General features: G+C 38.9%; 11 protein-coding genes and 1 pseudogene. 1 reads left to right on the forward strand and 11 read right to left on the reverse strand.

Annotation, left to right across the window (positions count from 1 at the left end; genetic code table 11):
* Positions 1–2 precede the first annotated feature (2 nt).
* The 7 genes from P4S65_RS13250 to pxpB all read right to left on the reverse strand — a co-directional run bounded on the left by P4S65_RS13250 (position 3) and on the right by pxpB (position 6,695).
* The gene (locus P4S65_RS13250; RefSeq protein WP_337120338.1) at positions 3–878 is read right to left on the reverse strand and encodes a PhzF family phenazine biosynthesis protein; all 876 of its coding nucleotides are present in this window, start codon (positions 876–878) and stop codon (positions 3–5) included.
* Entirely contained in the window at positions 862–2,535 is a 1,674-nt protein-coding gene (asnB, locus tag P4S65_RS13255) for an asparagine synthase B (RefSeq protein ID WP_337120339.1), read from the reverse strand. The genes P4S65_RS13250 and asnB overlap by 17 nt, the downstream gene beginning before the upstream one ends.
* A 153-nt stretch (positions 2,536–2,688) precedes the next feature.
* Positions 2,689–3,357 carry a pyroglutamyl-peptidase I gene (gene pcp / locus P4S65_RS13260; protein WP_337120340.1) on the reverse strand — a complete coding sequence of 223 codons (669 nt, stop codon included), beginning with the start codon at positions 3,355–3,357 and terminating at the stop codon, positions 2,689–2,691.
* Entirely contained in the window at positions 3,350–4,375 is a 1,026-nt protein-coding gene (locus P4S65_RS13265) for a DUF979 domain-containing protein (protein ID WP_033032302.1), read from the reverse strand. The genes pcp and P4S65_RS13265 overlap by 8 nt, the downstream gene beginning before the upstream one ends.
* A complete protein-coding gene (locus P4S65_RS13270; protein ID WP_007376582.1) occupies positions 4,372–5,082 on the reverse strand; it encodes a DUF969 domain-containing protein in 711 nt (236 codons plus the stop codon). The genes P4S65_RS13265 and P4S65_RS13270 overlap by 4 nt, the downstream gene beginning before the upstream one ends.
* A 28-nt stretch (positions 5,083–5,110) precedes the next feature.
* Positions 5,111–6,037: a biotin-dependent carboxyltransferase family protein gene (locus P4S65_RS13275; protein WP_337120341.1), complete on the reverse strand. Its 927-nt coding sequence runs from the start codon at positions 6,035–6,037 to the stop codon at positions 5,111–5,113.
* Positions 6,030–6,695 carry a 5-oxoprolinase subunit PxpB gene (gene pxpB / locus P4S65_RS13280; protein ID WP_008139245.1) on the reverse strand — a complete coding sequence of 222 codons (666 nt, stop codon included), beginning with the start codon at positions 6,693–6,695 and terminating at the stop codon, positions 6,030–6,032. Before pxpB ends, P4S65_RS13275 begins: the two co-directional genes overlap by 8 nt.
* 249 nt (positions 6,696–6,944) lie before the next feature.
* Between pxpB and msrA the strand changes: the two genes are divergently transcribed.
* A complete protein-coding gene (gene msrA, locus P4S65_RS13285; RefSeq protein WP_337120342.1) occupies positions 6,945–8,234 on the forward strand; it encodes a peptide-methionine (S)-S-oxide reductase MsrA in 1,290 nt (429 codons plus the stop codon).
* A 243-nt stretch (positions 8,235–8,477) separates the two neighbouring features.
* Here msrA and P4S65_RS13290 read toward each other — a convergent pair whose 3' ends face one another.
* The 4 genes and pseudogenes from P4S65_RS13290 to P4S65_RS13305 form a co-directional block, all read right to left on the reverse strand.
* Entirely contained in the window at positions 8,478–9,656 is a 1,179-nt protein-coding gene (locus P4S65_RS13290) for an IS4 family transposase (RefSeq protein WP_050484169.1), read from the reverse strand.
* A 1,331-nt stretch (positions 9,657–10,987) separates the two neighbouring features.
* On the reverse strand, positions 10,988–11,869 hold the full coding sequence (locus tag P4S65_RS13295; protein WP_007376578.1) for a LysR family transcriptional regulator: 882 nt from the start codon (positions 11,867–11,869) through the stop codon (positions 10,988–10,990).
* A gap of 332 nt (positions 11,870–12,201) precedes the next feature.
* A pseudogene (locus tag P4S65_RS13300) lies at positions 12,202–12,857 on the reverse strand (3-oxoacid CoA-transferase subunit B).
* 14 nt (positions 12,858–12,871) lie between these two features.
* Positions 12,872–13,570 carry a CoA transferase subunit A gene (locus tag P4S65_RS13305; protein WP_008135270.1) on the reverse strand — a complete coding sequence of 233 codons (699 nt, stop codon included), beginning with the start codon at positions 13,568–13,570 and terminating at the stop codon, positions 12,872–12,874.
* Positions 13,571–13,591: the final 21 nt, after the last annotated feature.

Here is a 13,591-nt window from a genome sequence, read left to right on the forward strand (position 1 = left end):
CTTTAGTAAATGACAACTTTAGCATTGCTAAACTCATAGCTTAGCAATGCGCCATTATTTGATTGCTGGATAAGCTTGGCTTTATTTAAACCGTACAGTCTAAATAGCAGTGGGGCAATAACAGATACCGCAGATCCCGTAGCACTGTCTTCATTTACACCAAACTGGGGTGCAAAGTATCTAAAATGCGCTCTGGAATTTTTCTTGTCTTTATTTTTTATACTAAGGGCAATTACTGCATTTTTGTGGAGTTTACTCAAAGCTTTAAAATCAACGTGTAAGCTTTTTAAATCGTCTTTTTCAACGTCTTTACTAAATTCTTCATTAAATTCTTTATTAAATAATACAACCGTATAACCGTTTTTATCGCCGGTACTGTAGGCTGCTTTTATTGCTGATGAAAACACACTTTTTAACTCACCTGCAGCTAATTCGCTTTTTTTAGGCTCTATGCTTTTTAGTAATAACTGGGTGCGTTGTTTTTTTACTCTTATAGTAAAACGCTCATTACTCATTGATGTAAGTACTTCTGGGCAATAACCAAAATGCTTTATTAAAAAATTAGCGGCCGCTAAAGTGCCATGTCCACAGCGTTTAATTTCACTTGTTTGGTTAAACCAGCGAATATTACAATGGCGTTTAGTTATCTCATTGTGATTTAAAAATACGGTAGCAGGGTGGTTTGATTGTGATGCAATATATTGCATTGTTTTTGATGTTAACCCATTTTTATAAATAACAATTAAAGCACTAGAGCCTTTTAAGTTATTTGCAGGGCTATAAAAAACAGATTCGGTGGAAGTGAGTTTTATAAAGCGAAGCGCAAGCCATTTGGGCTTACGCTTCGTTAAACAAAGAGTGTTAACCTTTGCTTGCATACGCGTCGTTATGAACGCCCGCAGCACGACCTGATGGATCAGCATTGTTTTGGAACGATGCGTCCCATGCAAGTGCTTCAGGAGTCGAACAGGCTACTGATTTACCATGCGGTACACATTTAGCTGATGCATCACCCGGAAAGTGCGATTCAAAAATAGTACGGTAGTAGTAAGCTTCTTTTGAATCTGGTGTATTAATAGGGTATTTAAATTTTGCATTTGCAAGCTCTTGATCGCTCACTTGCTCATTTACAAACTCTTTTAACGTATCAATCCAACTGTAACCAACACCGTCTGAAAATTGCTCTTTTTGGCGCCATAAAACTTCATCAGGCAAGTAGCCATCAAAACCTTCACGTAAAATGTGTTTTTCAATTTTGCCATCTTTACACATTTTGGCTTCAGGGTTGATACGCATAGCAACATCAACAAATTCTTTATCGAGGAACGGTACACGTGCTTCAACGCCCCATGCAGCCATTGATTTATTAGCACGTAAACAGTCAAACATATGCAGTTTTGATACTTTACGGTTTAATTCTTCATGGAACTCTTGTGCATTTGGCGCTTTATGGAAGTATAAGTAACCACCAAATAGCTCATCAGCACCTTCGCCGGATAACACCATTTTAATGCCCATCGCTTTAATTTGGCGAGCCATTAAGTACATAGGTGTAGAGGCACGAATTGTTGTTACGTCGTAGGTTTCTATGTGGTAAATCACTTCACGCAGTGCATCAATACCTTCTTGAATGGTAAAAATGATAGGATGGTGAATCGTACCAATCATGTCAGCTACTTTTTGGGCCGCGGCTAAATCAGGTGAACCCTCAAGGCCTACTGAAAAAGAATGCAGCTTAGGCCACCATGCATCGCTTTCGTCATTATCTTCAATACGTTTGGCAGCAAAGCGCTGGGTGATAGCAGAGATAACTGATGAGTCTAAACCACCAGAAAGTAATACACCGTAAGGCACGTCACACATTAGCTGGCGTTTAACGGCCGCTTCTAATGCATCTTTAACGTCTAGGGCTTGTGCGCTGTTATCTTTAACTGCATCAAACGTTTCCCAATCACGCTTGTAATAAGGCGTCATTTTACCATCTTTGCTGTACAGGTAATGCCCTGGTGGAAATTCTTCAATATGCTTACAAATTGGAGAAAGTGCTTTTAGCTCAGAAGCAACGTAAAAGTTACCGTGCTCGTCGTGACCAGTGTAAAGCGGGATAATACCAATATGGTCACGGCCAATTAAGTAAGCGTCATTTTCATCGTCGTATAAACAAAATGCAAAAATGCCATTTAGGTCATCTAAAAAGTCAGGCCCTTTTTGTTTGTACAGCGCTAAAATAACTTCACAGTCTGATTGAGTTTGAAAAGTAAAATCAACATCTAGCTCTGCTGCAAGTTCTTTATGATTATAAATCTCGCCGTTAACCGCTAAAATATTTGTTTTTTCAGGATTGTATAAAGGCTGTGCACCGCTTGATACACCAACAATAGCTAAACGCTCATGCACTAAAATAGCTTTTTCAGATGCGTATACACCAGACCAATCTGGGCCTCGGTGTCTAAGCAGCTTTGACATTTCAATTGCTTGGGTACGCAATTGAGTGGGATCAGATTTTATATCTAATACCCCAAAAATTGAACACATAGTAACTCCTCATTCCTATTATGTGTGCAGCAAAGCCAATTTGCTGTGCTGCGAAACCTTGTTTTATCAGAAAAAATTACTCAAGTCACATAGCTTTTACAATTAATTAAGAATAATTTATGCACCAAGTTATATTTAACTGCACCAAAGTGGTTAATGTGTGGTACCTGCTGCTATTTTTACGTCACTATTATTGTTCAAAGCTTGCGCAACCATCACTTTCAGCGCGTTAATAACGGTTTCCTCACTCATGCTTGGTGCGCCATTGTGGTGCACAGCTTGGCTTGGTAAATAAGGAATATGCACAAAGCCACCTTTCATTACAGCGCAGTGATCATTTATGTAATGCATAAGACCATACATAACGTGATTACACACATACGTGCCTGCAGTATTCGAAATAGCAGCTGGTATATTACTGTTGTGCAATGCGTGTAACATGCGCTTTATTGGTAAGTTTGTGAAATAGGCATCAGGGCCATTTTTTTCTATTGGTGTATCGACAGGTTGATTACCTGCATTGTCTTTAATACGTGCATCATCAACGTTTATTGCTATTCGCTCTATTGATATTTCACTGCGCCCACCTGCTTGGCCTATACACAAAACAACCGCCGGATTGTGCGACTCAATGGCGCTTATAAGCTGACTGATAGACGTATTAAATTCACAGGCAAGTTCTAGTGTGCATATTTTGTGTTTCATGATGATAGTTTCATCAAGTTTTTGCACTGCTTGCCAAGAAGGATTTATAGCTTCGCCACCAAAAGGCGCAAAGCCGGTTATTAATACACAAGCCATTGAAGAAGTTGATTTAGTCATTAAACACCAAGCTATACATTAAAATAATATTAACGGCGAGTAAGGTAACTGCCGTCGGAATTTGAACCTTTATTACATGGTACTTATCTTTTAAGTCTAAAAGAGCGGCAGGAATAATATTAAAATTGGCTGCCATCGGCGTCATTAACGTACCGCAATAGCCGCTATACATACCTAGCGCCACTAAAGGTGCAGGGCTTGCGCCATGACCTTCAATTAAAAATGGCATCGCAATACCAGCAGTCATCACTGGAAATGCAGCAAACGCGTTACCCATAATCATGGTAAAAAATGCCATACCTATACAATACAAAACAACCAGCATAAAACGGTTATCAGGGGCTATAAATAAAGTAACTAGTTCTTTAATTGAGTCGCCTGTTTGCGCCACAATAAATACCCCACCAAGCATGGCTAGCATTTGCGGTAAAATGGCTGCCCATCCAATAGAATCTACTAAACGGCGTGATTCGCTTACGGCTTGAACAGGGCTACCACCGGTTATTTTCCAGCCAACAAGTAATGCAAAAATACAAGCAATGGTTAAAGATGCAAGTGTTAAGTGGCGTTGATCAAGTAAGTAAACATTATTTATAGCAACATTATCAAATAGTACAGTAAAGACTACGGTAACAATTGGGATCATTAAAGCGGGAATAAATAACTTATTACCTAGAGTCTTAGCGCTTTGGTTTTGAACCTGCTCGCTGGGAATAGAGTAACTTCCCATAGAAACTAAATTTAAGCCGGCTAATAAAGCAATGAGTAATACGCTAATGCCCACCATTAAATACGTTATTTGTGCACCAAAAGTTGCAATAGCAAAATCACCAAATAAAAAACTACTGCCAAATAAAAACCAAAATAGGGCGGTTGTAAGCCTTTTGGGATGATTTTTGTCTTGCAGGGTACGTACTACTAAAAACATTACCATGATGCCAATAAGCAGGTATATGTTTTCAATAGTCACGAGTGCAGTGCTTGTATGCGATACATCGGCGTCAATTACTTTACTCATAGTATTGGTTCCGGTGCATTGTACTTTTGAACCGCTTTTGCAATTTTACTTTCGAGTCGAGCTAGTCTAAATAAATGTATAACTAAAGCGCATAGCGCGGTAGGGATTGCCCATAGACCAATATGCAGTGGTTCAATACCGGTTATACCGTTTTCTTTTAAAAATGCATCCATAAGTAAAACAGCACCAAAGGCTATAAATATGTCTTCACCAAAAAATACTGCAATGTTATCAACTGCCGCCGCATGGGCGCTGATCATGTCTTTTACGGGTTTAGGCAATTCGCCATATTTATTTGTAGCAGCTCCTAATGCCATAGGAGCAAGCAAAGGGCGAACCGTTTGTGCTTGTCCACCGAGTGACAGTAAACCAAGTGCAGCCGAGCATTCTCTAACAATAAAATAAAGAGCGAGTATACGCGCACTGGTGGCTGTTTTAATTTGTGAAATCCAATCGCGTGCACGTTGTTGTAATCCATAACGTTCAAGCAGTGCAATAACAGGTAAAATTAAAATGAAGCTCGCTAATTGGCGCGAGTTCATAAACTTTTCGCCAAACGTTTGCAGCAAGCTGATAAAATCAAGATTGACTGCCCAGCCGGTCGCAAGTCCTGCAAAGGTAACCACTAGTAAAGGATTAAAGCGCAGTGCAAAACCGATAACTACAACAGGAATGCCAATAAGCGGCCAATAATTTAAATCGAACATAGTTTTCCTATTTATTTTTAGAATGTTTTTATAGGTTATTTTTAAGTGCAAGGCTCAATTGATGCATGTGTCCGTCAAGTTTCTGCTTCGCCTTTGCTGCTTCTTCAAACGTTACATATTTAAACTCAACAGTATCTAAAGGTCTAAATTGTGCAAATTGATGTAAGTCGGCTTCAATAACAGTGCCTAAAAGCGGATAGCCACCTGTGGTTTGGCCATCATTTAGTAACACAATAGGCTCTCCATTTGGTGGTAGTTGAATACTCCCAGGACTCACCCCTAATGATGGCAAAGAGTGCGAATGTGCCAAATTATTTTTATGCTCAAGCCTTACGCCCATTCGGTTGCTGTTACTACTAACTTTAAATGCGGTAGATACAAAGTTGCTAAGTAAAGGCTGGCCTAATAAATTAGCATGAGGACTTTGATGTAGCCGTATAAGCTTGCGCTGGGCGGGAGCCATTGCGCCTACTTTTATAAACTCTCCATAATAAGGAGTAATAGGTATTTCATCACCAGTGGTGAGAACTCTACCTTCAATACCAGCAAAACACGCGTTTAAATCTGTAGATTTAGAGCCCATAACCTCAGTATTTTGTATACCGCCTTTCACTGCTAAATAAGCTCTTAAGCCTGCTCTACCAGTAGCAAAGCTCAGTACTTGTTTGTTTTTTACTGCATATGTCCAGCCAGGATAAATTGCATGTCCATCGAGGGTTGCTTGCAAATCGGCACCATGCAGTGCAATTACTGTGTCGCAGGTAAATTCAAGCTCGCACAAACCAACGGTTATTTCTAAAACGGCATCATTGTCGTTATTGTTAAGTAATCTATTAGCAATTATTTGTGCAATAGGGTCCAAGCTACCCGCTTTGCTTACACCTAAATGGCGGTAGCCTTCACGGCCAAAATCTTGAATTGTAAGCAATACACCACTTTTAAGTACTTTAATCATGATTTGCTCCTTTATTAACGAGCGGAACAAATTCAAGCGTATCGCCTGGTTGAATTAAACAAGGTTGCTCAGAGGTCGAATCAAACAAAGCAGTGTCTGTATGACCTATTATGTGCCAACCACCAGGGGTATCTGCGGGGTAAATTCCGGTTTGTGCAGCACCTATCGCAACAGAACCTTTAGGAACTTTAATGCGAGGCTCGTCACGCCTTGGTGTATATAATTGCTCATTTAAGCCATGTAGGTAAGCAAAACCGGGCTGAAAGCCTAAAAATAAAACGTGGTACTTGGTGTTACTATGAATATTAATAACCTCATCGGCACTTAAATTATGATAGCGAGCCACGTAATTAATGTCCTCACCCTTGTAGGTTGTTTCGATTAAGTGATGCTGCCCCTTAAATGTACTCGTTTTAATATCATTCCACAGCGAAGGTAGCACTTGTAACCACTGTTTTAAGTGTTTATCTGATTTTAAATAAAGAGTGAGCGAGTTCATGGCGGGCACCAAATCGCTAAATTCATCAGTGCTTTTACAGTGGCTAGTTAAAGCCCAAATTTTCTTTTGAATAGAGAGTCTATCTGTAGCGTCTAAATGCGATGCATCAAACAGTAAGCTGCTGTTTGTTAATGCATAAATATGAGGAGCTGGCTTCATTAAATAAACCTATTTGTACAACATAATTTAAACGTAACACAGTTTTATTAATTTATTTACACCATTGCGACTAAGTGGTTATTTTTATTTGCTCAGCTTAGTTTAAGAGTATTTTTATATTCAATTAATCGTATTTAACTTATTGAGGACTAAAACTTAATACGCTTCGTACTAAATAAGTAATTAGCTTGAAATGAAAATTAAGATAAGGAGGTCTTAATTAGCACGCACTTGTTTATGAGGTACTTTATGAAACACCAGCATTTATTATATTTATCAGGCGCTGCTATTATATTTAGCGCAGGCAGTTTTGCTTTATCTATGGAAAAGGTTGAGCACAGTAATGTAGAAGCAACCATGCATGTAGAGACCATTGTACTTGGATCTGGTTGTTTTTGGGGAGCCGAAAAACGCTACGAAGCGCTTAATGGCGTTATAGATGCTGAGTCGGGTTACGCTGACGGCAATGGCTTTAAAGCAACGTACAGAAACATTACTGATCAATCTCGTCGTTTTGACGAGAACAATTACGCTGAAGTTGTACAAGTTATGTATAACAGCAATATAATTTCAGCAGAAGATCTATTAAAAAACTATTTTGAAAGCCACGATCCTACGCAAAAAAATCGCCAAGGGAACGACATCGGTACGCAATATCGTTCAATTGTATTAACAACTACCGATGCGCAGGCTAAAGTTGCAGAGCAAGTTAAGTCGAAATATCAGCAACTTTTAACTGATGCGAGCTACGGCAAAATTGAAACAGTTATTAAACCGCTTCAAGGCTTTGTATCGGCAGAAGAGTATCATCAAAATTATTTAGAAAAGAACCCTAATGGCTATTGCCCAGATCATTCTACCGGTGTTGTTTTTAATAAAACACCCGTAGAAAAAGTAGATAACACTGCTTTATTAGCAGGAAAGCAAATCGTAGTCTTAGATTCACGTGAATACTGCCCATACTGTGAAAAATTCAAAAAAGCAGTCGCAAATGACTACAAAGGGACAATACCAATGTCGTTTCGCCATGCTGACCAACTTGATGATTTAACTATTAAGTCAGCCACGTGGGCAACACCGACCATTTTGTTTTTAGAAAATGGCGTTGAGGTATATGGCCGTCAAGGTTACGCAACGCCTGAAGAGTTTTATAAAGCATTAGGCGCTTTTAAATTAGGTAACAGCGATGCTTACAAAGTTGCATTTGATGCGCGAACAGATAGACCTTACTGTAAAGAGTACAAAGAGTTTAAAAATACACCTGACGGTACTTTTGTAGATAAATTAAGTGGTGAGCCACTATTTGATACAAGCGATAGGTTTAACTCAGGTACTGGTTGGTTGTCGTTTACTCATCCAGTAAAGAACAATGTAACACAGCATGACGACAGTAGTTGGGGTATGACTCGCATTGAGCTTCGCTCAAAAAGTACTGGTATACACTTAGGGCACTTGTTCCCAGGTGAAGGTCCAAGAGGGCGCGATCGCTATTGTATTAACGCAACCGTACTTGATTTTGTACCGCGAGATAAAAGTTAAATTAAAATTATTCCAGACATAATTTAATTTTCAAAAAAATATTAGGGCGTGTTGATCTTTGTGGATTGAAATTTGTTCAATCTAGGGGCGATTAAATCGCGGCGTGAGGTTTGTAACCTAGCGGGCTAAGTAAAAACCGAGCAAAGCTTCCGCGTCCTGCTCACGCCCCTTACCTACATCCATGTAGGCAACAAAGAGTTAATCGCCCCTAGAAAGAACCCAAAGGGCTGAGGGATCCCCACTTTATCCAGCGGCCTCTTTTTGATAATTAGAAATAAAGTTTTTTAAACTTTTTTCTATATAGCTTTGTGTAATACGTCTCTTACATAGCTTTATGACTTGCTTGGCTAAGGTTAAAAATGAAAGAACTCGGCGATTCTTAACACTATTTGCTTGAAATTTTATATGCCACTTTCTTTTTTCTGCTTCACACCCTATAAACCATAACGCAGTGCTCGCTATTGTGGCTATCAAGCATAATATTCCTATTCTATTTATGCCGGTGCTTTTACTAAAACGCCACGAAAAACCATATCTCAAACTTTTGTCATCGCGGAAATTTTGCTCTATTTGCATTCTTTTACTATATAAACCAACTACTCGCTTACTCGTCATTGTATTGTCTGATGTCGCGAGTAACCATGGCTCTTTCGCTAAGTTTTGATACATTTTTGTATCTTTCGTAAATCTGCTTTTTCCTTTTCTTCCTTTATTTTTTCCATGATATACGTGTAAAAATGCATCGCATGCTGTCGGGCTGGACTGAGTTAGTCGTGCTTGACCTAACGCCTTTGGTATATCGCTGGCACCAGCCCTAAGTTGTTTTAATGTATGCCATTGTGATTGCATGGCTAGTTTACACTTCATTGAGCCTCTTAATCGACCTATCATATGCCAACCAAGTTCGCGTACTTTACTATACCAAGGCGTAAGAAAGCCGCCGTCTGTTACAATATAGACACTAGGATGTCGTCCAAGCACTTCATAAAGTTCATCTAAAAACAGGCTGTTGGTTGCTGGGCTATCAAAATTCTTCTGCTCAACAATCATGTTATAAATCACGATAGAGCGCCCATCCACAAGTAAGCTTGCTCGCAGTAAGTGATAGTCGTGACCACAGGCACCGCTCCAGTCAACGGCAATTGCAAGCATTGGTAAAGAGTCGATAATAGGATGAGCTAATGCTTTATAGATAGCGACCCTTTCATTGTAGAGGTGAGTATTTTTTAAGAAGCGATCAACGCGTTTTATTTTATGTTTTACATCCACAGCGCCAGACAAATTTCTGCCGATTTCAGTTAAGGTAAGTTTATTGCCCGAAATTAATGCATTACTGCAGCTTAGTAATGTTTTTACTCTGGCATTATTGAATGGCGCTAATGCATGTTTAAAGTACTTATGGCAAACTGATGTGTCAGGCATAGCAGTTGTGACTTATGTGGGTTGTGGTGATTTACATAAGATCATAAATTGCTGTGCCTGTCACGTTTTGGGGATTCGTCAGCCCTGCGGGCAGCGCATGTTTGGTATTTATGCTGCGTTATCGCCTATTTATGGGGAATAACCACACTACATAGGCTCTGCCTTGCCTAAAAAGCCTGCTGCAAATTCAACCACGAAAGGTCAACACGCCCTAGTAAGCTTTAACTTACTAGGGTTTTAATAGGAGCTGTTGAGCTTTTAGGATTAAATTCGTTCTATCTAGTGGGGGGAATCGCGGCGCAAGGTTTGGTATTTATACTTTGTGAACGGCTATGTATGGCTAATATCAACACATTATAAGTTTTGTTTTGCCTAAAAAAACATGCCGTTGGAAATTAAACCTTTAGAGATAACAGTTCCTAAAGTATTTAACTTATATTCTATATATATTATGTAGTTGCAAGTAAATAAAAATAGCTCAAGCTAAGTCACCACCTAACTTGAACTATTTTTCACACTGACAATATTTTCACACACAATATAAAGATTCTGCTTGCTAAAATTTCGTAGTCTTGTATTACAAATCATGTGGTATGAACCAAGAATAAAAACAGTTCAAGCTAAGTCACCACCTAACTTGAACTATTTTTCACACTGACAATATTTTCACACACAATATAAAGATTCTGCTTGCTAAAATTTCGTAGTCTTGTATTACAAATCATGTGGTATGAACCAAGAATAAAAACAGTTCAAGCTAAGTCACCACCTAACTTGAACTGCTTTTCACACTGACAACATCTTACACACACAATATAAGATTCTTTTCACTGCAACATTTGAGAAACTAAAACCCAAAAAATTGCATTTATTACTTTTTATGAAACAGTTAAATTAAATTGTTTCGAGCTGATAATGTAACTTTAGTATTTAACCTTATTCTCGACAAACGATAAAAACGAAACCAATGGGTGAAAAAATTAAACTATAGACTTTAGTCTAATGCATGGCGCTAAGTTTATGTATTTAATTAAAAAATATTATTCAAATTTACAGGGAGTTATACCAACCTGCTTATATATGGGGTCTATTTAACGTTAAGAAAATTACGCTAGAACTAGGCAAAAATTTTTGTATCTAGTTGTTCTCGGCAATTGCTCCCTGCATTGCTCTACCTCCTGCATCCATGCAGTCGTAAATAAAAATTTTTAACGACGTAATAGTGCAATTTAATTCGTTAAATTGATCAAAGATTTATGCAGGTTGGTATTAGACGAGTTCAGTAATACAACACACAGAAGGTTGTATTACTGAACTCGTCTAATCGGGGGTTATTCTTGGATTTTTCTAAACGTATTTACAACCCACTTCGCAAATAAATCAAGTGGGTGATTAGGTATGTTGGATTCGTGTTGTACTAAGTAGTATTTATCTTTAGTTGTTAAAGGCTGTTCAAATAATTTATACAGCCACTTCTCATCTAACCAACTTTGACTAATTGGCAGTGGAATAAGCGCAATGCCCATGCCTTGCTGCGCAGCACGTGCTACACCAAACATACTGTCTATTTGGATAATTTGCGAAGGAGAAAAGTCATCAATGCCTGCTTTTTCAGCCCATTGATGCCACGCCCAAGGACGCGCTTTATGTAGAATTAGCGGAACTTGGTTTAGTGCTTTACGATGATCATTTTTCCACTGATTGAGCAGTTTTTCATTACACGCAGGGATATATTCAAGATTAAATAATTCAGTTACTAAGCCTTCAGTAGGTTTACTAGAGGACAATACAATAGACAAATCGCTATGCCGTGTTATTTCTTTGCGTGTTTTAAGCGTATCCATTTGTAAATTAATATTAGGATGCTCTGTCGTCCACTCGCTTAATTTAGGCATAAGTAGTTCGCTTGCAAAAAACTCAGGCAAGGTAATTGTTAAATTAGTGTTTTGTTGCATCTGACTAAACTCGTTAATGGTACCTTCTAACATGGTAATGATAGGAGATACGGCATCAAAAAAGTTTTTACCAGCTGTTGTTAAACTTATTGAACGTGTTTTACGCTGAAAAAGTTCAATACCAAGCTGTTCTTCAAGTTGTTTTATTTGATGGCTTACTGCCGAAGGTGTTAAGTACAGCTCATTAGCTGCATGCTTAAAACTTAGGCTTCTTGCTGCAAAGCAAAAAGATCGAAGGCCACGAATAGGAGTTTGCATGTTTTCCAGTATTAAGTTGTTTATATAGCCTAGTATAGGCAAAAATCGAACCAGTTAGTAATGTTAGTAATTTCAACAAGTTAAAATTACTCATAGAGCAAGTTCACAAAAGTGGTGCATGATAACAACAAAGTAGTGCAAATGCTCTAGCTAACTAATCATCTATTTATGCAACTATTATAGATAAAAATTTACTACAGATGTATGAATTAGCCTAAAAATAATGCAAAAGGACAAAAAAATCCCTCTTGCGAGGGATTTTGGGTAACTCAGCGCCATTGGCACTGGGAATGAGGTCGGTACAGGGTAAAGCGTTATTTTTAAGCTAAAGCCTAAAAAACCATTTCTGGAACTTCACCGTCAACAAGTAATTTACCTGCTGTTTTACTAATGATTTCATCAACAGATACGCCCGGAGCACGTTCTAATAGATGAAATGCGCCGTCTTTAACTTCTAATACGGCTAAATCTGTTACTATTTTTTTACGCAATTAACGCCAGTAAGCGGTAAAGAGCAGGCCTCTAATAGTTTAGAGTCACCATGCTTACTTGCATGGGTCATAGTAACAATAATATTTTTCGCGCCAGCGACTAAATCCATCGCGCCACCCATGCCTTTAATCAGCTTTTTAGGGATCATCCACGATGCGATGTTGCCGTTCTGGTCAACTTCAAATGCACCCAGAACGGTTAAGTCTACATGACCACCCCGTATCATGGCAAAACTATCTGCACTATTAAATATGGCTGCACCTTTGGCTGCTGTCACGGTTTCTTTACCCGCGTTAATCATATCGGCGTCTAGCTCTGCTTTAGTGGGGTACGGGCCCATGCCTAAAAGGCCATTTTCGGACTGTAACATAACTTCAATATCATCTGGTACATAGTTTGCGACGAGTGTCGGAATTCCTATGCCCAAATTTACGTAGTAACCGTCTTGAAGTTCTTGTGCAACGCGCATTGCAACTTGTTCACGTGATAATGCCATAATTATGCTCCTGCTTAATCTCGTGTTGTTACACGTTCAATGCGTTTTTCAAAGCTGCCTTTAATAACGCGATTTACAAAAATACCCGGGGTATGAATTTGGCTTGGCTCAAGCTCACCCGGTTCTACAATTTCTTCTACTTCGGCAACGGTAATTTTGCCTGCTGTTGCAGCCATTGGATTAAAGTTCATGGCGGTGTGTCTAAACACTAAATTACCAAAGCGGTCGGCTTTCCACGCTTTAACAATAGCAAATTCACCCGTTATAGATTCTTCTAAAATATACGGGCGACCATTAAACTCTTTTACATCTTTGCCCTCAGCAACTGGAGTACCGTAACCGGTGGCGGTGTAAAACGCAGGTATACCCGCGCCACCAGCTCGCATTTTTTCAGCAAGTGTGCCTTGAGGCGTAAGCTCTACATCAATTTCGCCACTTAATAACTGCTGCTCAAATAGGGCATTTTCGCCAACGTACGAGGCAACTACTTTTTTAATTTGTTTGTCTTGTAATAAAATACCTAAACCAAAGTCATCAACACCACAGTTATTAGATACTACGGTTAAGTTTTTTGTTTGCATGTGCTTAATTTGTTTAATTAAGCCCTCAGGAATACCACATAAACCAAAACCACCGGCAATAATGGTATCGCCGTCTTTTAATCCTTCCATTGCAGCTTCGTAACTAGAAACTACCTTATCAAAACCGGCCATGAGTCTCTCCTCATTGTGTGC

Origin of the sequence: Pseudoalteromonas sp. B131b (assembly GCF_037162545.1) — a bacterium.
Classification (GTDB): Bacteria; Pseudomonadota; Gammaproteobacteria; order Enterobacterales; family Alteromonadaceae; genus Pseudoalteromonas; species Pseudoalteromonas fuliginea.